The sequence below is a fragment of the Rhizobium sp. LC145 genome, from assembly GCF_001005825.1.
Taxonomy (GTDB): Bacteria; Pseudomonadota; Alphaproteobacteria; order Rhizobiales; family Rhizobiaceae; genus Neorhizobium.
In genome coordinates this window covers 110,424-132,194 of sequence record NZ_LBHV01000002.1, presented here as the reverse complement: position 1 = coordinate 132,194, position 21,771 = coordinate 110,424, and the positions used below count along the sequence as shown (strand labels likewise).

Below are 21,771 nucleotides of genomic sequence, written 5' to 3'. Positions count from 1 at the left end.
CTATCGGGCTTTGCGTTTCAATTGGGCGATTTCGTAAGGACCAGCAGTCCGTATGCCCCAGCGGAATGCAGCCTGATAGCTGAGATTGCGCCAAAATCTGGTCAAGGTGGAAGGTTTGTTCTCAGCGCGCGCGTTCTCAAGACTGCTGACATTGTGCTGGCGCTCACGAATGAGTGCCTTCTCAGTCACCAGAATCGGCACGCGATGTTCCCAATGGCATTTCAGGTCGATATCGACCGGGCGAAAGAAACGCTTTCTCCGTTCCAACAGTATAGCCGCGGGGCCGGCGCCGATGATATAGCCGGTAGTGCGGGGAGGGAGAAGGCTGTTCGTCACTAGCCAAGTATCACCAATCTGCTGAAGCCTTCTGGAGCGGCGGGGCGCATTCCCATCGAGCTTCACGATGACATTCGAGAGATCATAACCCGCGATCTCGTTCAGAAACGTGACCGGATCGCGCGTGAACTCGAAATCGTCCTCCAGGATCAATGTCGCCTTGGCGCCTGATTCGACGAGATGGCTCCACATCTGCAGATGCCCCAGATAGCAACTAATCTCGCCGGCCGACAATGGCCGCTTGAAGGCCCGAGCATTCGTCGCGGCATCATAGCGGCAGCCGAATATTTCTTGGGGGAGCCGCTCCCCGTCCAAGGCGTCGAAGAACTCAAACTTCATCCCGTAGCGACCGAGCTCCGCCCGCGACGCCCGTCGACGGCCGTCAGCCGAGGGTAAGCTCAATACGAGAACATTCAACATGCCCGGTCTCCGCTCCGACCCTAGCATTATGTCATATAGGCGAATGGACAAAAGTTGGCATTTTTATGCCTTGTTCCTTTTTTGACAGATAAAGTCGGGCCGTGTCGAGCGCTTCACGTATTGTCACGTCCATGTCGAGATACCGGTATGTGCCCAGGCGCCCGACAAAGGTTACTCTAGATTCCCGTTCCGCCCGCGCGGCATAGTCGGCAAGAAGCGCCTTCTCCTTGACCATCCGAATTGGGTAATAGGGCACGTCATCGGGTTCGCAGCTCCGCGAAAATTCACGATAGCATACGGATTTGGCCTGCTCTTCCCAGGGCGAGAAATGCTTGTGCTCGGTGATTCGCGTGTAAGGTACCGAGAAATCGCCATAATTCATCACCGCACATCCCTGATAGTCACCCTCATAGGTAAAGCGCTCGAAATCGAGCGTGCGGTAACCGAGCCGGCCAAGCTCGTAAGCGAAATAACCGTCCAGCGGACCGGAATAGAAGACATGGGCGAAATCCACCGCCTGGCTGCGGTCAAAGTGAACGCCGAGCTTTACCGTGATGTTTGGGTGGTCCAGAATGCGTTCCACCATTCGAGTATAGCCGTTTTCCGGCATCCCCTGAAACTTGTGGAAGAAATAGTTGTCGTCATAGTTGAAGCGGACGGGAAGCCGCTTCAGGATTGAGGCTGGCAGTTCGGTAGGCGAACAGCCCCATTGCTTCTGCGTATAACCCTTGAAAAAGGCTTCGTAAAGGTCCTTACCGACAAACCGGAGGGCCTGCTCCTCAAAGGTCTGTGGATCGGTAATGGATTTGTCGGCCTGCGCTTCGATGAAGGCGCGCGCCTCCTCCGGTCGGAAGGTCTTGCCGAAGAACTGATTGATCGTGTGCAGGTTCACGGGCAGCGAATAAACTTGACCTCCGCTTGTCGTCTTTACTCGATTCTTGAACGGCATGAAGGTCTCGAAACCATTCACATAGCTCCAGACCTCGGCGTCATCGGTGTGGAAGATATGCGGTCCGTAGACATGGACCATGACGCCCGTCTCATCATCGCGCTCGGTATGACAGTTTCCTGCGATATGGTTGCGGGTATCGACGATCTCGACTTCATGACCAGCTTGCGCGAGCTCGCGCCCGATCACCGCGCCTGAGAGCCCCGCCCCTACCATGAGAAATTTCTCAGCCATCCGTTTCCCTTGCGTTCATTCCGGCACCATTATGCAAAAAAATACCTGGATCGGGTTGCCAATCCAGGGTTAGCGAACGTTATCAATGCATATTTTAACGCGGCAATATACTCTGCGTGGTCCATTAGCAAGTGCTGACGTTTTCAATTGACACCACTGCAAGAGATTGGCAGGGGGCCGGCATATCGGTGTATGGTTGAGATGATGTGGCGGGATGGTGGTCGCTTTGGGAAGAGGAAGCAACATCGCGTTTGTTGCATATGGCGGCGGAGAGCGCTAAGTACGCAACAAATTTGCCGGGCCTTGATCATTCCTCGGCCTGACGCATGAGACAGGCAGGGGTTGGATTTTCTCGATAGGCAGCGTTTTGGGGGAGGCGGCGAGAAGATTGCGAGCCACGGCGGACAAACGCCCGTTGCGGCTCGGATTTAGCAACGGTCGACGCATCCGGGTTCGGAAGCAAGAGCAAGAAGGTATTTAAATGCTCCGAAAACGCTTATCAGCATTCGATAGAGGTCTATTGCTGCGCTTGCTTCGAGAGAATTTCAAGAAGCATGCGTTCTGGTATGCGATCGCCACCGTGGCGATGCTCGTCACCGCTGCCATGACGTCGCTCAGCGCCTGGATCATGCGCGACATCGTCAACGAAATGGTGGTCTCGCGTGACATCGGAAGGGTCATGAATATCGCGATCGCCGTCGCGGTGATCTTCATCGTCAAAGGCATAGCCACCTTCATTCAGGGCTACTATCTTGGCCAAGCCGGCAACAGCATCGTCGCCGAACAGCAACGCCGCATCTATGACCATCTGCTTCGGCAAGGCGTTTCGTTCTTCCAGAACATGCCGGCCTCCGAGCTTCTCGTGCGTGTGACGCACAATGCCCAGGCCGCGCGTGCCGTCATAGATACGATCGTCACGTCCTTTGTGCGCGACCTCTTTTCGTTGCTCGGCCTAATAGCGGTAATGTTCTACCAGCAACCCATCCTCTCGCTGGTTTCGCTCGTCATCGGTCCAATAGCGATAATCGGTGTAACGCTGCTTTTGAAGCGTGTGCGCAGGATCATGGAGCTCGAACTCGCCTCGCTCGGGCAGATCGTCCAGATCGTCCAGGAAACCGTCATCGGCATTCGCGTTATCAAGACCTTCTCGCTCGAGAAGAAAATGGCGGTTTCGATGAACAAGGCGGTTTCGGATGTTGAGAAGCGCGCCAACAGCATTGTACGGCTGGAATCGGCGACGAGCCCGATCATGGAGACACTTTCGGGTCTTGCGATCGCCGGCGTTATCGCGCTAAGCGGAGTCTTGGTACTCGAGCATGGCGGGACACCTGGCGAGCTGATGTCGTTCATCACCGCGCTGTTACTCGCCTACGAGCCGGCAAAGCGCTTGGCGCGCATGCGAATCGGCATCGAGGCCGGCTTGACCGGCGTTCGCATGATGTTCGAGGTTCTCGATCATCCGATCACTCTGCGTCAGGCTGAGGATGCGGTCACCCTTCCACCGGGTAAGGGCAAGATCGATTTTAAAGCGGTCCGCTTCGCCTATTCCGGCGATCACGCCATCCTACATGATATCGACCTCAATTTCCCCTCAGGCAAAATGACCGCGCTGGTCGGTCCCTCGGGCAGCGGTAAATCGACCATCATCAACCTCATTCTCAGGCTCTACGACCCGACCCATGGTTCGGTTGAAATTGACGGGGTTGACATTCGTGGCGTGACATTTGCTTCTCTGCGCGAGCGCATGTCCTATGTCGGACAGGATACGTTCCTTTTCGCGGGCACAATCATGCACAATATCGCGCTCGGAAAGCCTGGCGCGACGGAGGCCGAAATCATAGAGGCCGCAAAGGCGGCGAATGCGCACGACTTCATCACGACGCTTCCCAAAGGCTATGACACCAATGTCGGCGACAACGGCGGTAATCTTTCGGGCGGTCAGAAGCAGCGCATCGCGATCGCACGAGCCATGCTGCGCGACAGCCAGATCCTCATCCTCGACGAAGCGACGAGCGCCCTCGATTCGGAAACAGAGGCTCTCGTCAGCGATGCCTTGCAGAAATTGACGACGGGGCGCACGACGATCGTTATAGCGCATCGCCTGTCGACAATTGCGAAGGCCGATAAGATCATCGTGCTGGATGAGGGCCGTGTCGCGGAAGAAGGTACTCAGCGAGAACTGCTTGCTAAGGGCGGTCTCTATCACCGCTTATACAACTATCAGTTTCTTTCAGACGAGGTAGAAGTGGAAAAACTCGCCGCGCTGAACTGATATTATCATTGTGCCTAGCCGCTAACAAAACGGATAAATTATTCAACGACGCCCTCGGTAGTAACGCCACTTTATCATTGTCCGGTGCTAGACTCTGGGAGAACCCAGCTTGCGAAGGGGCGCGGTCCAGCGCCAGGATCTACTCTTCTCCACGAGAAGAAGCCTATCCTTCAATGCGGCGCCCTCGGCACGCGCGCGCTCAAGCTCTGCCCGCACCTGTTCGAGTTCCGTATGCGTCTTTTCAAGCTCCGCATGAGCCTGTTCGATCTCCGCATGAGCCTGACCAAGCTCCGTGCGAACTTGACCGAGTTCCGCTTGCGTCTGTTCGCGTTCGAGATGGTTCTTGTCTATCGTTTCCTGCAAAGCGCGTTCGCGCTCTCCCGCTTGGGCCTCCCGCTCGCGTGCCGTCTCCCTCTCCTTCTCCAGTGAATGGAGAAGCCCCTCCCAGGTGCCGGCGATATCGATGGGGAAGGTATCCCTGCCTGCATTGCGATCGAGGATGCGCGCGGCGACATCGCGCTTGCGTTCGATGAAACCGTTCTTCGCCTCCCCACGGAATGAAGGCTCGTCCTGCTGCCAGAGGCTTTCCACCACGGCGGGCAAACCGGAAACCTCCTCCTCTCCGCCCAGCACCGGCCAGTTGCTTCCCATCTCGCGCACGGCCTTGTGCTTGGTGTCGTAGTAGGGGATGGAGGTGAGAGCGACGCCCTTGATACCGGATAGCGCACAGAAGAAATGCGGGTGATAGCGCGACGTGATCACCAGGCCCTCCGGGCTGGCGGGGAAGCCTTTCTCCAGCAGGGAAAAGGGAGGGATCGTCTCGATTGCAAAGCCGGACGCATCGAGGCTTTCAACCAGGCCGGCGGGCGGCCCTTCCACATCGCCCTGCATGGCGATCGCAAAGACGATTTTCCTTATTCCCCGCTCCTCCAAGATCCTCAGGAGGTCATCGCTGAAAATGCCGGAAGCAGCTGTATCGCCGGGAAACAGGTCGTTCTGGATACAGATGGTGAGGGTCGGCTCGTCCAGCAGCCGCAGCGGATAGGAAATCACGCCATTCGCCAGATGAAGAAGAGCATCGTCTCCCGAACAGGAGAAGCGGCCTTCATCCAGACCGGCGAAAAGTTCATAAGATTCCGGGTCCCGCACGTCCACATGATCGAATGTCGACAGCAGCCCGCGTAATCCCCCGAGGTTTTTGGGGTTGACCGGCGTCAGACCGAGCCCGGATGCAAAAAGGCCGGCGCCCGTCTTCCAGGCAAGCATCCTCGCGAAGAAGAGTATCGCGTAATTGGCGGGCCAGAGCTCGTTGAAATACCCTCCCCCGATGATGTGGATGGCATCCGGCCTGAGGCCCTCCAGAGCCTTCAACCTGACGGCCAGATCCTTGGCGACGTCTTCCCGCTTCAGCTCGCTCTCGATATGCGCCCAGATCGACGTTTTCTCGTCACCCGCCCCCATGGATGCGGAAAGCATCCACAGGCTCTCCTCATGGCGGAGCACCGTGGCCACGCCTTTGGCGTATTGGGTGAGGTTTTGAAGCCCGTAGCCGTCGCAGAAGATTTCAGCCGCGGGATCTTTCTCCCGGATCGTTCGCACCCATGCGGAGAAGATGGCTTCGTCACCGAAGTTGGGACCACCCAATGCGCCGATCAGTAAATGGCGGGTCATGATACGTCCTAAACAAACTCGATTCTTGCAGCACTATGGCGCAATGACGTCGAACACAACTCCCCGGGCGTTTTTTCTCCCACCGCTGAATCACTATCCCGCTGTGGATCACTAACTAAACGAAGAGAGAATACGGCTGCGCTGCGGTGTAGCTACCGTTGCATGCAAGCGCGGAGTATTGGGAGTATCGAACCGGCTGCCGGCACTGCTTAGAGCAAGCCATTCTCCCATCTAGGAACGCAGAGGTCACTGCGTAGATATCTGGGAGGAACTTTGCGATTTTTCTCCATCACCCCCGCCCCACGAGCGGCATCTTGGTCGCCATCACCGTCATCGTCAGCACGTTGGCGCTGAGTGGCAGGTGGGCCATGTAGACTACCGCATCGGCCACATGAGAAGCATCGATCGTCGGCTCGGCTGCATAACTCCCGTTCGCCTGGAGGATGTTGGTCGAGATCGCCCGCGTCATGTCCGTCGAGGCATTTCCGATGTCGATCTGACCGCAAGCGATATCGAATTCCCGTCCATCGAGCGCCGTCGACTTGGTCAGCCCGGTAATCGCGTGCTTGGTCGCCGTATAGGGAGCCGTGTTCGGCCGCGGCGTGGTGGCCGAGACGGAGCCGTTGTTGATGATGCGGCCGCCGCGTGGGCTCTGGCTCTTCATCAGCCGGAATGCCTGCTGGGTACAGAGGAAGGCCCCGGTGAGATTCGCACCGAGGATGGCGTTCCAATGCTCGAAGGAGAGTTCCTCCATCGGCACCGACGGCACGTTGATGCCGGCATTGTTGACGAGGAGATCGAGCCGCCCGTATTTGTCGGAAATCACGTCGAATAGCGCACACACAGAAGCCGGATCGCCGACATCGGCTGAGACTGCCAGGAATTCCGCCCCGGTTTCCTCCGCCAGTTCAGCCGCGGCCCTTTCCAGTACATCCACTCGCCGTCCGGAAACGACGACGGCGTACCCGGCCGAGCCGAGCGCCCTGCTGATCGCGCGGCCGACACCCGTTCCCCCGCCGGTCACCAGCGCTATCTTGCCCCTTCCGTTCGAAGAAGTCTCACTCATTCAGTCCCTCCCAAATTCCTCTTCGATACCAGCTGCCGGCGACCTTCTTGCTGCACTCGTGGTCAGCGAGTTGTCACGCCAGCCGATGCATGCCTCTTTCATCGATAAGCCGTCAGCCAGCCGAGCCCCGCCTCCGTGGTGGTCGCCGGCCGATATTCCGCTCCAATCGGCTGATTGTATCCCTGCTCTTTCAGAAAGCGCAGAATGTGCCGGTAATCGACCTCGCCATGATCCGGCTCGCCACGATCGGGAACCGCGGCGACCTGGATGTGCCCGATGGAAGAGAGACAGGTTTGCAGACGGCGGGTCAAGTCGCCCTGATTGATCTGCATATGATAGCAATCGAACATCAGCCTGATGTTCGCAGCCCCTACAGCGGAGATGATCTCCAGCGCCTGCTCCGCGGTTTGGAGGAAATAACCAGGCGCATCGCGGTGGTTGAGCGGTTCTACCAACACACCGAGACCTGCGCGGCCGGCGAGATCGCAGGCATGCCGCAGGTTGGCGATGAAAGTGGAACGGGCATCCTCCCCAGCCGCCCTTCCCGCCATCACATGGACGTTGAGCGTGCCTGTCGCGGCGGCATAGCCAATCGCCTGCTCGATTGCCCGGCGCGCCTCGACCTCCCGCCCCGGCACAGCGGCCAGCCCGTTGTCGCCGGCTGCTACATTGCCCCGGATGGTATTGAGGCCGAGCATGGTGAGGCCCGCCTCCTCAAGCGCACCCCGCACCGCCTCAGCCGGGACGTCGTAAGGATAGTGGCATTCGACGGCATCAAAGCCGGCCCGCTTTGCGGCCCGGATCGCATCGGGAAGCGAAAGTTCCTGCCAAAGGAAACCGAGATTGGCGGAGAAACGCAGCATGCTCAATCCCACTCCACGTCATAGGTCCGGACGATATCGGCAATCTGGGTCGCGCTGAGAAGCGAGGGGCTGGCGCCTCTCGTCAGCATCGCCAGCTTTGCCGTCTCTTCGAGTTCCTCGATGGCATAGACCGCCGCCTCGAGGTCTTTGGCCGCGACGACCGGTCCGTGGGCCGCAAGCATCACGGCACTTCGCTTGCCGGCGAGCCCTCGGATCGCATCGCCCATGGCGGGATCGCCCGGCATGTAATAGGGCAGCAGCTTCACCTTGCCGAGTTTCATGATGGAATAGGCCGTCAGGGGTGGAAGCATGTTGTCGACATCGATCCCGGGCAGGAGCGAGAGCGCCACGGAATGGCAGCAGTGGAGATGCACCACGGCGCCTGTTTTTTCCGGCCTGGTTTCATAGAAAGCGGCGTGAAGTGGCATTTCCTTGGTCGGCTTGTCACCGCCGACCAGACGCCCGTCCCGGTCGAAGCAGGAAAGCCGGGCGGGGTCGAGCCGACCGAAAGAACTCCCCGTCGGGGTCACCAGCAGCCGGCCGTCACTGAGGCGCGCGGAGATATTGCCGGAAGAACCGGCTGTCAGACCCCGGTCATAAAGTGATTTCGCCATGAGGCAGATTTCTTCCCTGAGGCGGGCTTCCTCGCTCATGCTCCCTCCAGAAGTTCGAACGCTTTCTCAAAGAAACGCTCGTTCCCAAAATTGCCGGACTTCAGGGCAAGCGCCACGCGCTCGCCTTCTACGTCGGCAAAGGTCCAGGGAACACCCGGTGCAATCTCCGGCCCGATCACCAGCCGTGTAATGCCGAGCGCCTGCGTAATCGCACCGGAGGTCTCGCCGCCAGCGGCGACGAACCGGCGAATGCCGAGCCGGAAAGCTTCCCGCGCCAGCTCCGCCAGCGCCTGTTCCACCACCTGGCTTGCCTTTTCGAGCCCGAGCTTTTCCTGGGCCTGACGCACTTCGGCGGGTTCGGCGGTGGCGAAGATCAGCTTTGGGGCATCGGGAGATTGCCGCTGCAACCACTCGCGCGCTACCCCCACACCGTCTCTCGCAAGGGCGATCGGATCGAGCCGGAGGCTGGCGCTCCATTGCGCATAATGGGCGACCTGCCTGCGCGTCATAGCCGAACAGCTGCCTGACAGGACAAGCTGCCCGCCCATGGGAGCGGTCACGGCTGGCGCGGTGGCCGATGATGCAATGATGCCCTGCTCTACATAAAAGCGCGGAAGTTGGCCGGCGAAGGCACTGCCGCCCGTCAGGAGTGGCATCTCCGCCGTGGCGGCCGTGATCGACCGGAGATCGTCGTCGCAAACAGCATCGACGATCACATGGTGCACGCCCTCCTCGGCAAGGCTCCGCAGCCTGGCTTTCAACGCCTCCGGGCCTTGAGAAACCACTTGCCGGTTGGCAAGACCGACCTTGCCCCGCACTTGGAAGCCAAGAAGACGCGGCAGGCTGGAGTCGCGCATGGGGGTCAGCGGATGATCTTTCATCGGGCTTTCGGAGAGAAGCTGCTCTCCGACGAAGAGATGGCCCATGAATACGCTACGGCCATTTTCCGGAAACGCCGGGCAATAGATCGTCTGCTCAGCGTTGAGCTCCGACATCAGCATTTCCGCGACCGGTCCGATATTGCCCTCGGCCGTGCTGTCGAAAGTTGAACAGTACTTCCAGAAGAACCGCGTCGCGCCGGCCCCTTTTAGCCACAAGAAGGCCTGGCGGGCTTGCTCAACCGCTTCCCGTACCGGTGCCGTCCGGCTCTTCAGCGCGATGACTTCAAAAGTCGTCGCATCGGAGTTGTTCTGCTCTTCGGACGGCACGCCGATGCGCAGCGATACCGGTAAGCCGCTGCGCGCCAAAAGCGCCGCAAGATCCGTTGCACCTGTAAAGTCGTCCGCTATGCAGCCAAGCACGATGCCCATGGCGCTCAACCCTCCATGCCCGGCAGGACGGCACCGCTTTTGCGCGCCAGGACTTTCGCGACGGCGGCATCATCCTCCAGTCCGAGCCCCTCTTCGGCAGCCTCCAGGAAAAGCTGCATCGCCGCGGTGGCGAGCGGCGCCACAGCACCCGCCTTCTGCGCCTCGCTCGTCACGATGCCGAGATCCTTGACAAATATGTTCACGGCCGAGCGCGGGGTATAGTCGCCGGTGACAATATGCTCGCCCCGATTTTCGAACATCCACGAGGAACCAGCGGAAACCCGCAGCACGTCGTAGAGGGTTTTGAGATCGATCCCGTTCTTTGCTGCGAGCGTCATGGCTTCGGCGGTTGCGGCGATATGCACCCCGGCCAGAAGCTGGTTGATCATCTTGATCTGGGAGCCAGGACCAACATGATCTCCTAGACGAAAAACCTTGGCGGACACGGCATCCAACGCGGCAGACGCCCGCGAAAACGCCTCGTCCGAACCCGATGCCATGACTGTGATCTCGCCCGACAGCGCTCGCTGGTGCCCACCGGAAACGGGCGCATCGATGACCAGCATGCCCGCGGCCTCCAATTTCTCCGCAATGGCTATGGAAGCGCTCGGCGCCATGGTAGCGCAGAGGAGGAAGACTGTCGCGGGTCGCGCACCCTCGATCGCCCCGTTGGAGCCGAAAAGCACCTCCTCGACCTGTTTGCTGTTAACGACATAGACGAAGACCACATCAGCGGCCTCTGCGGCTGCCGCGGGCGTGGCGCAGGCACGGCCGCCCGCCTGTGCAAAGCGCTCCAGCACATCGGCACGCACATCGCAACCGCTTACAGCAAAGCCCGACCTGAGCAGGGAAAGCGCAGCACCCCAGCCCATCGATCCCAAGCCTATGACGGCTGCTCGCCTCACATCCCTCACGGAGCTTCCTTTCCGCTTAAACCGCCATTGTTACCGATACCGGTATCGATACCATCGACCGTTTTACCGGTGGATGTCAATAGCGCGCCATTTCCCTTTGACCGCAAAACGTCCTATGACAGGGAGCCGCGCTTGCAGAAATCAGCGGCAATCGGGGGATCCAAACGGGATGCGCAAACCCACTCTTGAAGAAGTCGCCGCCGAAGCCGGGGTCAGCAAGATGACGGCATCCCGGGCGCTTCGTGGGGCCAGCGATGTCTCCAAAGTAACCCGTGCGAAGGTTCTGAATGCTGCCGAGCGCCTCAGCTATGTCGGAAACCGCCTGGCACTTTCGCTTTCCTCTCAGCGGACCAATCTGGTCGCTGTCGTCGTACCCAGCATGTCGAACATCGTATTTCCCGAAGTTCTTGCGGGCATTTCGGCTGCACTGGAAGGGTCCGGGATGCAGGCTGTTTTCGGCATATCCGACTACGACCCAGTGAAAGAGCACGCAATCATCCGAGACATGCTCTCCTGGCAACCCTCCGCTATCATCGTCACCGGCCTCGACCAGCCGGAAGAGACCGTCAGGATACTCCAGAGTGCCGCGATACCGGTGATCCAGATCATGGATCTCGACGGCACGCCCGTCGATTTCAACGTCGGGCTCTCGCACGGCAAGGCCGGAGAGGACATGGCACGGGCGCTGCTCGCTGCTGGCCGTAAACGGTTCGGCTATATCGGAAGCGCGCTTGACAGGGATTTGCGCGCGGGCAAGCGCAAGGCGGGCTTCGAACGCGTCTTGCGCGAAAATGGCCTCGGTTTCGTCGAACAGCAACAGGACGACGCTTTCTCTTCAATCGCGCTTGGTAAGCGGCTGACAACCACCATGTTGGCAACTGCCCCTGATCTCGACTGCATCTACTATTCCAATGACGACATGGCGACCGGCGGCCTCTTCGCCTGCATGGAACTCGGCATTGCAACTCCCGCGAACATCCTGATCGCCGGCTTCAACGGGCTGGACCTCGCCCAGGCGCTACCTGTCAGGATTGCTACCTCCAGATCACCCCGCCGCATTATTGGCGAGACCGCAGGAAGGCTGGCGCGAGAGGCGGTGACCGACGAAACCTCCTCTCTTCAGAAAGTGTTTTCCTTCGTTCCGGAGATCACGGGCGTGCTGCATCTACAATAGAAGGTTATAACCTAGCGCGCGAAATTGGTTCGCCCGTTCAGACAGCGTCCCGCACCCGTAGCCAGGCGTTATGCAGGTGCTTGCCAATGATCGCGACGAGCGTCTCCACATCGCGCTTTTCCAGTGCCGCGACGATGTCCTCGTGCTCTGCCATGGCTGCTGCCCACCGCTCCGGTCCCTCGTGACCAATGAAGCGGATTCGTTTCAGCCGAGCCTGCAGTGTGGCATGAAAAGCCGACAAATGCGGATTGTCGGCCAACGCGACCAGGGACGTATGGATCTGCTGGTTGAGCCTATAATATTCCATCCGCTCGCCGGCTTCGTAGTGCGCCCTCATGCGGTCGTGGAGCTCGCGCACACGGCGGATCTCATCATCGCTCGCCACCTCGCAGGCAAGACGCGCCGCCAGCTCTTCCATCGCGCGTATCAGCACGAGCATGTCGTGCACATCCTTGCGGGTGAACTGGCGGACCACTGCACCGCGGCCCGGGATCAATTCCACCAGACCTTCGCTTGCGAGCGACTTCAATGCTTCGCGCAACGGAGTGCGCGACACGCCGAGCGATTCGCCGAGCTGGATTTCGTAAAGCCGCTCCCCTGGCTGCAGCTCGCCCTCGATAATCATATCCCGCAGCCGACTGACGATCTCCTGGTGGAGCGACTGCCGTTCGATAATTCCGCGTCCAACTGTTCTTTCGGCCGTACCATCCACAGGGTGATCCTCGGTTTGCGTGTGCTTTGTCCAAATCATCTTACGCCATCAGAAGGGGTCTTCACAATGCACGCATAATCCTGTATACAGAATACAGAATGCGCTCTGGAGGGCGCAACGCTAGGGAGGCAGACATAGTGAATGCACTTGGTATCGAAGCGCGGGCTGGAGGACGTCCGACACTGGCTTTGGCGATGGGCGATCCGGCGGGAATCAGCCCGGAACTGACGGCCCGCGTACTGGCCCTCCCCGAACTTCGTGACGTTTGCCACTTCATTGTCGTCGGCGACGCACGCATTCTACGGAAAGGTGCCGATGTAGCAGGCGTCGATCTCGATCTTCAGGTCGTATCCCGCGACAGCATTCCCGACCATCCGGTAGGCAGGCATGTTTTCGTCGATCTTGGGCATCTCGATCCGGTCGACGTGACGCTCTCCGAGGCCACGCTTGTAGGCGGCCAGTTCGCCGTCGAAAATTTTCGCTTCGCCTTGCAACTCGCCCATCAAGGACGCGCCGAGGGCGTCTGCTTCACACCCTTCAACAAGAAAGCGATGCGTTACGCCTATCCCGGCTACGACGATGAGATCCGCTTCGTCTCAGATGTGCTCGGCTATCCCGGTAAGATGCGTGAATTCAATGTGCTTGAGCGCATATGGAACGCACGCGTAACCTCGCATATCCCGCTTTCCGCGGTGGCTTCCCACCTTTCGCAGGACGCCATTATTGCCGAGTTGAAGCTGACTGCGGATTGCCTGCGGCAGGCAGGTTTCGATCGACCACGCATTGCTGTTGCGGGTCTCAATCCGCATGCTGGCGACGGCGGCAGCTTCGGCATGGAGGAAATCGAAATCATCGAGCCGGCGGTCAAGGCTGCTCAAGCTCTCGGCATGGATGTGGACGGCCCCTTCCCGGCAGATACGGTGTTTTTGCGCGGCCTCAAGGAAGGTTTTCAGGCTGTCCTGACCATGTACCACGATCAGGGCCAGATCGCGATGAAGATGATGGGCTTCGACAAGGGCGTGACCATGATCGGCGGGCTACCATTCCCGCTGTGCACGCCCGCACATGGGACTGCTTACGACATCGCCGGACGCGGCATCGCCGATGTCGGGGCCGCGCGCGAGGCGGTGCTTCTTGCCGCAAGAATGGCTGAGCGGAGACGCGTCCCCGCTTGAGTAAAAAGTAATCTCGGAGGCGCTGGAGGGCGCCGATGTTGAAAGGGAGGAATTGACATGCTGAAATATCTCTCCGCCGTCACACTGGCGGTCGCGGTTGCCACGCCGGCCCTGGCTTTCGAACCCAAGAGGCCTGTGGAGTTCGTGGTCACTTCGGGCCCTGGAGGCGGCACTGACACCTTTGCGCGAACAATCCAGTCGATCATCACCAAGCATGAATTGATGGACGCCTCGATCGTCGTGACCAACAAGGGCGGCGGCAGCGGCGCGGAAGGTTTCGTCTACGCAGCCGGCTACAAAGGCGACCCCCACAAGCTCACCTTCGGCACCAACAACGAATATCTGCTTCCGAGCGTGGCGGCCGTTCCCTATAAGGCGGAAGACCTCACGCCGGTCGCCGCCATGGCACTCGACGAGTTCCTGATCTGGGTCAACGGCAAATCTGATTTCGACGATGCCGCATCCTTCGTGAAGGCCGCAAAGGAAAAGCCGGGCGCCATCCAGTTCGGCGGCAGCCAGTCGAAGGATACCGACCAGATCCTCGTCTCGTCTCTGGCTGAAGCGGTCGGAGCCGAGTTCCGCTACATTCCTTTCAAGAGCGGCGGCGAGGCCACGACCCAACTTGCGGGCGGCCATATCGATGCCAACGTCAACAATCCGAACGAAAACCGCGGCCAATGGCAGGCCGGCATGGTCAAGCCGCTCTGCGTCTTCCGGCCGGACCGTTTCCCGCAGAGCGACCCCGTCCACGACGGCAAGGGCTGGCACGATATCCCGACCTGCAAGGAAGCCGGCATCGCGCTTGAAAACTATCGCATGCCGCGTACCGTATGGCTGGCTGCCGGTGTCGAGGAAGATGTCATCGCCTTCTACCGTGACGTGCTGAAGAAAGTCACCGAGACGCCCGAATGGCAGGAATATCTCACCAAGACGTCCCTGACCGGACAGTTCATGGTGGGCGAGGAATTCCAGTCCTACATCGAGAAGGACAAAGCGAGCGTCTCCAAGGTGCTCGAGCGCGAAGGCTGGCTCATCAGGTAACCATCCAAGTTGGAGGAGCTTGCCATGGCTGAAGACAGCAAAAGGCATCTCAGCCGCCGGACAATGGAGATCGCCACCGCGATCGCCACGGCGGCGGCGGGCGGAGCGGTCTGCTACGGCGCCGCCGAGATCGGGACAGGCTGGACCGAAACCGGACCGGCGCCTGGCTACTTTCCCTTCTATATCGGGCTTCTCATCATCCTGGGAAGCCTGGCGAACCTGATACGAGCGTTCGTTAAGGATTGGAGCGGGGAGATTTTCCTGGATAGCGAGCGCGCCCGGCCGGTTCTGGCCTTTGCCCTGCCTCTCGTCGGCTTCATGGTCGGCGCCCTTCTGCTCGGTCTCTACGTCGCGACGCTGCTTTACGTTTCGACCGCGATGATCTGGCAGGGCCGCTATCGCTGGTGGATCGCCACCCTTACCGGTGCGGCGGTCACCGCTGCCTTTTATTGCGTCTTCGAGATCGCGTTCCAGGTGCCGCTGCTGAAAGGTCCGATAGAAGACTGGCTCGGCATCTACTAGGCGGGCGGGCCGCCGCAGGGCGGCCTGTCGATATCGTTTGGGAGGAAGTTTCATGGAGAATTTCGGCCATCTGCTCGATGGTTTCGCCACTGTCATCAGCGGCTATCATCTGGCCATCATGGTGGTGGGTGTGATGCTCGGCATTCTCGTCGGGGTATTGCCCGGGCTCGGTGCACCGAATGGCGTGTCGCTCCTCTTGCCGCTCACCTTCGCCATGGACCCGATCTCGGCGATCATCCTGCTCTCCTGCATGTATTGGGGCGCGCTTTTCGGTGGCTCGACGACATCGATCCTCTTCAACATTCCGGGCGAACCGTCCTCCGTCGCCACCACTTTCGACGGATACCCCATGGCTCGCAGCGGTCAGGCGACGCGCGCACTCACCCTGGCCTTCATGTCGGCCGGCATCGGCGCGATCGCCGGCGTGATCATGATTACGCTGCTTTCCGGCTGGGTCGCGCGCTTTGCGCTGCAGTTCTCATCACCCGAATTCTTTGCGGTCTATTTCCTGGCCTTTGCCAGCTTTATCGGCATGGGTGCCAACGCGCCCGCCAAGACGCTCGTCTCCATGATGCTCGGCTTTGCGCTCGCAACCGTCGGGATGGACACGATCTCCGGCGGCCTTCGCCTCACCTTCGGGGTTCCCGACCTCATCAAGGGCGTGTCCTTCCTGGTGGCGGTCATGGGTCTGTTCGGCATCGGCGAACTCCTGCTGACCACCGAGGAGGGTCTCCGCTTCGAAGGCATCAAGGCCCGTATCCGCCCACTCGACGTACTGCGTACAATGGCTGAAATTCCCCGGCACGCCATCGCGATCGGCCGATCCATACTGATCGGAATCTGGATGGGCATCACGCCGGCAGGCCCGACGGCTGCCTCCTTCATGGCCTACGGCATGACCCGCCGCTTCGCCCGCAATCCCGAGATGTTCGGCAAGGGTGATCCACGCGGCATCGTCAGTCCGGAAACCGCGGACCATTCGGCCGGCACTTCCGCGCTACTGCCTATGCTGGCCCTCGGCGTTCCAGGTTCGGCCACCGCGGCGGTGATGATGGGCGGACTGATGATCTGGGGGCTAACGCCGGGACCGATGCTCTTCATCGATCGTCCGGATTTCGTCTGGGGCCTCATCGCCTCAATGTATCTCGGCAATGTCGTTGCCGTCCTGCTCGTGCTCAGCACCGTGCCGCTCTATGCCGCCATTCTGCGCGTGCCCTTCGCCATCATCGGACCGATCATCGTCGCCGTCATCTTCTCCGGCGCCTATCAGATCGCCAATTCCACATTCGATATGTGGCTGGTGCTGATCTTCGGCGTCGTCGGCTACGTGTTCAAGAAGCTGGAATATCCGATCGCGCCGCTGGTGCTTGCCATGGTGCTTGGCGACAAGGCCGAGGACGCGTTCCGCCAATCCATGCTGATGTCGAACGGCTCTCTCACGATCTTCTGGTCGAACTCGCTCGTCGCCAGCATCATGGGCCTCGGCATCCTTATGCTCGGCTGGCCGCTGATCGGGAAAGTGATGGGTTTTCGCAACCTGATCCGACGCGGCCGTCAAAACCCTTCCAACGCAAGCTGAGAACGAGTTCCGATGTATCGTCACGCTCTTTATCCCGCCTCCGGCAAAGCATCCGTCTGTCTGGTCGGCACGGGTGCCTTCGGCCGCAGCCTGCTTGCCCACCGCGTTCCGCGCCTGGATATCCGGATCGCCGTTGACATGGATCCGACCCGGGCGGCAGCTGCGCTTCGTGCGGCAGGTATTCCAGACGCTCGCATTTCAATCTGTGAAAATGCCGAAAAGGCTGCGCGGGCTTTTGCCGACGGTCGCACTATCGCGGCGGGCGATCTCGCCCATGTCATTGACCTGCCTTTCGACCTGCTCGTGGAGGCAACCGGCGATCCGGAGGCAGGCGCCCGCCACACCGACATGGCCGTCTCGAACGGCCGCCATGTCGCGCTGGTCAGCAAGGAGGTCGACAGTGTGGTGGGACCGGGCCTCGCCCACATTGCCGCCGAACGCGGGGTGGTCGTCACACCCGTGGACGGAGACCAACCGAGCCTTCTGATCGATCTTGTTACCTGGGCGGAATTGCTAGGATTTGAGATTGTCGCGGCTGGTAAGGCAAGTGAATACGACTTCGTCTTCGACCCGGCCACGGCGACCTTGACGAGCAACGGCGAAACCATCTCGGTTCCGGAGTTTTCGCATCTCCTGGATCTCGGCAATGCCGATATCGAAACCCTGATAGCCGCCCGCGCCAGGGCGGCGGCCGCACTGCCGCAACGAGCCGTTCCCGATCTCTGCGAAATGGGCGTGGTCAGCCATTCCATCGATCTTTTTCCCGACCGGCCGGATTTCCATTGCCCGATCGCGCGCATCACAGAGGTCCCGACGATCTTTTCCACGCGCGACGAAGGCGGCATTCTCGGCGGTGACCGACGCCTCGACGTCTTCCACTGCCTGCGTTTACCGGGTGAAGTGAGCTTCGCCGGCGGCGTCTTCGTCGTCGTGCGTTGCCGCGATGCCGAAAGCTGGAAGATGCTGGCCGAGAAGGGACACATCCTGAGCCGTACCGGCGACACCGCGATGATCTATCTTCCGCGCCACCTTCTTGGCCTCGAGGCGGCGACCAGCATCCTCGACGCAGTCTTGCTCAAACGGTCGAGCGGCGCGCCGGACCCTAAACCTCGTCTCGACCTCATCGCAGTTGCTGAAACGGATCTGCCGGCCGGCACTTTGCTTTCCGCAACCGGTCATCATCATGCGATAGAGAATGTCGGATCGGCACTTATTCCCGCAGCCCCGCTTGCTGCCGACGCACCGGCACCGTTCTATCTCGTAGCTAATCGCAAACTTGCAAAGCCGGTGCGCGAGGGCGAGGCAATAGCGCTCAGCCATCTCGAGCTCGATCCAAACTCGCATCTCTTGAGACTGCGCAAGCAGCAGGATGCGATCTTTTTAACGTTTTCACTAGGCTGAGATAATCGCAAAAATTGAAAGTCGCGATTGGCTGATCTATGGTTTTGTCGTGCCGTTCTGTGAACAGCTGCTCCATCGGGTGCCAGTGCCTGGGCTGGTTAACCTGTCGAAAAACAAGACAGTCTACATAGGCGGCTCAACGGAAGGAGACCAGCCGATGCAAAAAGCCAAATCAATCTTCGGTGGAGCACTGCTGCTTGGATCTGCCTTGATCCTGACACCAGCAAAGGCCGCAGGTGAATTGTCGCAAGCCCAGCAGGCGATGATCGCTTCCCAAATCAAGGAACTCAAAGCACCCGAGGAGCGTGCAGTTGCTGCCGGTTGGTCCGACGCAAAGAAGGTGGCCGAGTTCATCTGCCGGCCCCTTGCCTTGAGCGAACTACAAAAGTGGAACAAGCAGGCGGATCGCGTATTTCTTGGCACCGATGATCCTCGCACTCTGGACCTCACTGACAATCACCTGCTCAGTGGTTCAGGCGACGTGCGGACGGGAAATGATTGGACCTCCTTCAAATTCACATGCGAACTGGACCCGCAGACGGGCAAAGCACGATCCTTCGAAAGTGATCTCTCGTCTCGATAAGGTCATCGTTCCGGTCAGGCGTTGGAGCCGGCGCTTGCGCGGCGGCGGAACTGATCGACACAACACTCAAGACAAGGCAAGAGGCGTTGCGGCTGCATAGGTATTTGGATTCATTAGATATGCAGGGCTCAGCTATTCTCGGTGATGGAGCTCCCCTTTCTCCAAGCGAACCCGCTCGATTAGATCGGCGAGGCGCGGGAGAAGATCGGGAGCGTTTGCCAACGCGTCGGCCATGGCTTCAGTTTTTTCATTGTGACAGCCAAAATTGAACCTGAGGTGATCGATGCCATCACCGTCCTCCCATGTAACGGAGACCATGGGGTGATCTGTCGCCATGCGCGCGCACAGCGGATGGCCACGCGTGATGTCTTCTGTGCCACGTGGGCGAAAAGGCCTTAGGGCGGCTTCGAAGGATGACCATTCCTCGGGCGTGATGGCAAAGCGATGCACGCCGCTCGCCGTTGTGAATTTTCGTCCGTCGAACAGGCCAACCCCGTCTGAATTCATCACGAAGCGATAAACGGGGCATGTCCCAAGGCATGGCCCGCGCTCAACAGTAATGCGTTCAAATGGCACCTCTGCCCGGACTGCCGTCGCCGCTACAAAGAACACAGCTGTGAGCTGAAGGTATGGGACTATCCTTCTCACCATTATAATGGTCTCCCAACATCCACGCCGAATTTCGTTGTGAGATAGTGCCGCCCCGGCCGCAGAAATCAGCTTTTACCGCCTCGCTGCATTGAAAGCCTAAAAATCTCAACCTGGGTAGTAGACCTCGGTTGCACGGAACCGCCCACTTATTCGCCTACATTGTACCACGACATCGATCGACATCCTCAACAACTTGTCGATGTCATCACGACCCAAATTGCGTCCACCGTCGGACTCCTTCACAAGCAACGCCAGCTGCTGGAAGGCGAGTTCTGGGGAGTCGGCGTGAACGGTGGTTATAGACCCCGGGTGACCGGAATTCACATTGCGGATATAGGAGAATGCCGTGCCGTCACGTAACTCTTGAAGCAAGATGCGGTCCGGCCGCATCCGGAGACAAGATTCCAATAGTTCTTTTGGGCCGGCAGTGGAGAGCCCCTGGGCGCCTTTCGAATAGAACAGTCGAACGTGGTTGGGTTGGAGAACAGTCAGTTCGGGTGTGTCCTCGATCGAAATGATCCGTTCATGCTGCGGAATGTGCCTGATCAGCGCTTTCGAAAGCGTTGTCTTGGCCGATCCGGTTGCGCCGGATATGATGATGTTCTTCCGCGCTATGACGGCTTCCCGCAGAAAATCCTTAAAGCAACCGGCACGGTAGAGCGCCAGCAAATCCTGGTCCGTCGTCGAACTGTCTTCATTCGTCGCCCGGGTTTCGGAGAAAAATTCGCGCTCCTCTAGGTCATCGAGCGTGAACGTGACCGAGGATGGCTTTCGGATCGTGATGCTGACCGTGTTTCTGGTGGTGGCCGGTGGAATGACGATCTGGATGCGCTCGCCGCCGGGTAGTGTTGCAGACAGGATCGGTCGCGTCTCATCGATTGATTGGTGAGAAAAACTGGCCACGGCCCGGGCAAGGCGCATCAGCTTTTCGAATGTAAGCTCCGGCAGATCATGGGTCCGCCATCCACCGGCATCTTCCGTCAGCACCTGCCCGGGCCGATTGACGATCACTTCGTAGAGCGACCTATCTCCGAGGAATCGCGCCAACGGAGAAAGTAGTTCACGAATGACTGTCGCATCAGAACCTTCGGTCATCGCTCCTGCCTCCTACTTCGTCACGAGCGTTGACTGCGGCCTGAAGTCCCCCAGCACCGTCCGGTCGAGGACTTTATTTCTCGGCTCGGTCACTCGCAATCCGTAAATCCCGGAAAAGTCGAGATCGCGCGCCACGAAGATCGATAACAGTTCACCCTGATGCTTGTTCAGCGTCGGAGGAATGTTGATCGATTGCTCGACAGCGATCGCCGCCGCCTGCTGGCCGGCACTCGTCATGTTCTCTACGTCGACGTCGCTGTCCTGCAGGCGGCTGCCGGCATAACTGGTGGCGTCGCCGACAATGGAGAGGAGAAGCGCACTTCCGAACCGCTCCCACCAATGCGTGTCGACGTAGCCGTCCACCCCGGCCCGGCCGAGCGCATCCGTCGCTGGCGAGGCCAATGTGACGATGACGCCGTTCGGGGTTTTCGCGCGGTTCCAGAGCACGAAGAGGCGCTTCTGACCTCGCTGCAAACCGCCGCGATACTCTCCAACAACCTGGGTGCCTTTCTCCATCAGCACGACGCGGCCATTGTCCGAGAGGATGTCACGGTTGATCACACAGCTCGTGAAGCCGGGCTGATCCGATGCCATGGCAGTTTCCAGGACGCAGGGTATCGAGGTCCCCATCGCGATGATGAAGTTACGATTGCCGAGCGTACCGGCCCGCGACCCCTCAAGCTTGGTCGGCCGCATCAACCCGTTGAACCGCTCTTCATCGGCGTTGGCGGTATTCTGGCCCATCGTGTTTCCATCAAGCGGCAGAAAATTGCTCTCCGCCGAAGTGACAGGATTTTCGGCTTCACGGCGCGATCTGGTGTTTCTCTGTCCGCCGCTATAGGCGATGACGGGCGCTCGGCGCGCCGCGTCGAGCAGTGGATCTTCCTCTTTCGCCTCCTCGGTCACGACAGGCATTGGCAACTTCACCTCCGGTAGCGGCTGAACCGGTTCAATGTTTTCCTTGGCTGGTTCGAAGTCTGTGGTTTGTCGGATGACCACTCGCTCCGACTGGGAATTTTCCTGCTTTTCCCTTCCCCCACTCATCGACCACAGGGCGAAGCCGACAAAGGCGACGACGGCAAGCGCAACGGCACCGCGCTTCAGGGCGGGATTGTTGTCGATCCGCCCGCCGGCGTGCGTTTCGGCCCGCTCGCCCGGTATCCGGTTTTCATCTTCATGAACCATAACA

The 21,771-nt window shown here is 59.5% G+C and carries 20 protein-coding genes; 8 read left to right on the top strand and 12 right to left on the bottom strand.

Annotated features, from left to right (window positions below; translation table 11 throughout):
• Window positions 1-756, bottom strand: coding sequence for a glycosyltransferase family 25 protein (locus YH62_RS05400; protein WP_046793169.1), 756 nt, complete (start codon window positions 754-756; stop codon window positions 1-3).
• Window positions 757-787: 31 nt separating this feature from the next.
• Window positions 788-1,939 (bottom strand): UDP-galactopyranose mutase, encoded by a 1,152-nt coding sequence (gene glf, locus YH62_RS05395; RefSeq protein WP_046793168.1) that lies wholly within the window; start codon window positions 1,937-1,939, stop codon window positions 788-790.
• Window positions 1,940-2,420: 481 nt separating this feature from the next.
• Here glf and YH62_RS05390 point away from each other — a divergent pair, with 481 nt between their 5' ends.
• Entirely contained in the window at window positions 2,421-4,211 is a 1,791-nt protein-coding gene (locus YH62_RS05390) for an ABC transporter ATP-binding protein (RefSeq protein WP_046793167.1), read from the top strand.
• 87 nt (window positions 4,212-4,298) lie between these two features.
• Here YH62_RS05390 and YH62_RS05385 read toward each other — a convergent pair whose 3' ends face one another.
• The 6 genes from YH62_RS05385 to ltnD all read right to left on the bottom strand — a co-directional run bounded on the left by YH62_RS05385 (window position 4,299) and on the right by ltnD (window position 10,649).
• Complete coding sequence (locus YH62_RS05385; protein ID WP_046793166.1) at window positions 4,299-5,882, bottom strand: polysaccharide pyruvyl transferase family protein; 1,584 nt, start codon at window positions 5,880-5,882, stop codon at window positions 4,299-4,301.
• 289 nt (window positions 5,883-6,171) lie between these two features.
• Window positions 6,172-6,948, bottom strand: coding sequence for an SDR family oxidoreductase (locus YH62_RS05380; protein WP_046793165.1), 777 nt, complete (start codon window positions 6,946-6,948; stop codon window positions 6,172-6,174).
• Between the two features lie 98 nt (window positions 6,949-7,046).
• Window positions 7,047-7,811, bottom strand: coding sequence for a TIM barrel protein (locus tag YH62_RS05375; protein WP_046793164.1), 765 nt, complete (start codon window positions 7,809-7,811; stop codon window positions 7,047-7,049).
• A gap of 2 nt (window positions 7,812-7,813) precedes the next feature.
• Window positions 7,814-8,464 carry a 3-oxo-tetronate 4-phosphate decarboxylase gene (otnC, locus tag YH62_RS05370; protein ID WP_046793163.1) on the bottom strand — a complete coding sequence of 217 codons (651 nt, stop codon included), beginning with the start codon at window positions 8,462-8,464 and terminating at the stop codon, window positions 7,814-7,816.
• Window positions 8,461-9,735 (bottom strand): 3-oxo-tetronate kinase, encoded by a 1,275-nt coding sequence (otnK, locus tag YH62_RS05365; protein ID WP_046793162.1) that lies wholly within the window; start codon window positions 9,733-9,735, stop codon window positions 8,461-8,463. The genes otnC and otnK overlap by 4 nt, the downstream gene beginning before the upstream one ends.
• 5 nt (window positions 9,736-9,740) lie before the next feature.
• Window positions 9,741-10,649, bottom strand: coding sequence for an L-threonate dehydrogenase (gene ltnD, locus YH62_RS05360; RefSeq protein WP_082118246.1), 909 nt, complete (start codon window positions 10,647-10,649; stop codon window positions 9,741-9,743).
• A gap of 169 nt (window positions 10,650-10,818) precedes the next feature.
• Here ltnD and YH62_RS05355 point away from each other — a divergent pair, with 169 nt between their 5' ends.
• Window positions 10,819-11,823 carry a LacI family DNA-binding transcriptional regulator gene (locus tag YH62_RS05355; RefSeq protein ID WP_046793160.1) on the top strand — a complete coding sequence of 335 codons (1,005 nt, stop codon included), beginning with the start codon at window positions 10,819-10,821 and terminating at the stop codon, window positions 11,821-11,823.
• Between the two features lie 37 nt (window positions 11,824-11,860).
• Here the strand turns inward: YH62_RS05355 and YH62_RS05350 are convergent, their stop codons facing one another.
• Window positions 11,861-12,574, bottom strand: coding sequence for a GntR family transcriptional regulator (locus YH62_RS05350; RefSeq protein ID WP_082118245.1), 714 nt, complete (start codon window positions 12,572-12,574; stop codon window positions 11,861-11,863).
• A 155-nt stretch (window positions 12,575-12,729) separates the two neighbouring features.
• Between YH62_RS05350 and YH62_RS05345 the strand changes: the two genes are divergently transcribed.
• The 6 genes from YH62_RS05345 (at window position 12,730) to YH62_RS05320 (ending at window position 18,836) form a co-directional block, all read left to right on the top strand.
• Window positions 12,730-13,710, top strand: a complete 981-nt coding sequence (locus tag YH62_RS05345; protein WP_046793159.1) for a 4-hydroxythreonine-4-phosphate dehydrogenase PdxA — start codon at window positions 12,730-12,732, stop codon at window positions 13,708-13,710.
• 57 nt (window positions 13,711-13,767) lie between these two features.
• Complete coding sequence (locus YH62_RS05340) at window positions 13,768-14,751, top strand: tripartite tricarboxylate transporter substrate binding protein (protein ID WP_046793158.1); 984 nt, start codon at window positions 13,768-13,770, stop codon at window positions 14,749-14,751.
• A gap of 24 nt (window positions 14,752-14,775) precedes the next feature.
• On the top strand, window positions 14,776-15,273 hold the full coding sequence (locus YH62_RS05335; RefSeq protein WP_046793157.1) for a tripartite tricarboxylate transporter TctB family protein: 498 nt from the start codon (window positions 14,776-14,778) through the stop codon (window positions 15,271-15,273).
• Between the two features lie 52 nt (window positions 15,274-15,325).
• The gene (locus YH62_RS05330; protein ID WP_046793156.1) at window positions 15,326-16,852 is read left to right on the top strand and encodes a tripartite tricarboxylate transporter permease; all 1,527 of its coding nucleotides are present in this window, start codon (window positions 15,326-15,328) and stop codon (window positions 16,850-16,852) included.
• Window positions 16,853-16,864: 12 nt separating this feature from the next.
• On the top strand, window positions 16,865-18,253 hold the full coding sequence (locus tag YH62_RS05325; RefSeq protein ID WP_046793155.1) for a flagellar basal body P-ring biosynthesis protein FlgA: 1,389 nt from the start codon (window positions 16,865-16,867) through the stop codon (window positions 18,251-18,253).
• A gap of 157 nt (window positions 18,254-18,410) precedes the next feature.
• Entirely contained in the window at window positions 18,411-18,836 is a 426-nt protein-coding gene (locus YH62_RS05320) for a DUF930 domain-containing protein (RefSeq protein ID WP_046793154.1), read from the top strand.
• 132 nt (window positions 18,837-18,968) lie between these two features.
• Here the strand turns inward: YH62_RS05320 and YH62_RS05315 are convergent, their stop codons facing one another.
• From YH62_RS05315 to virB10, 3 genes are all read right to left on the bottom strand, one after another.
• Complete coding sequence (locus YH62_RS05315) at window positions 18,969-19,487, bottom strand: DUF6438 domain-containing protein (RefSeq protein WP_046793153.1); 519 nt, start codon at window positions 19,485-19,487, stop codon at window positions 18,969-18,971.
• 105 nt (window positions 19,488-19,592) lie between these two features.
• A complete protein-coding gene (virB11, locus tag YH62_RS05310) occupies window positions 19,593-20,582 on the bottom strand; it encodes a P-type DNA transfer ATPase VirB11 (protein ID WP_046793152.1) in 990 nt (329 codons plus the stop codon).
• 12 nt (window positions 20,583-20,594) lie between these two features.
• On the bottom strand, window positions 20,595-21,767 hold the full coding sequence (virB10, locus tag YH62_RS05305) for a type IV secretion system protein VirB10 (protein ID WP_046793151.1): 1,173 nt from the start codon (window positions 21,765-21,767) through the stop codon (window positions 20,595-20,597).
• Between the last annotated feature and the right edge of the window lie 4 nt (window positions 21,768-21,771).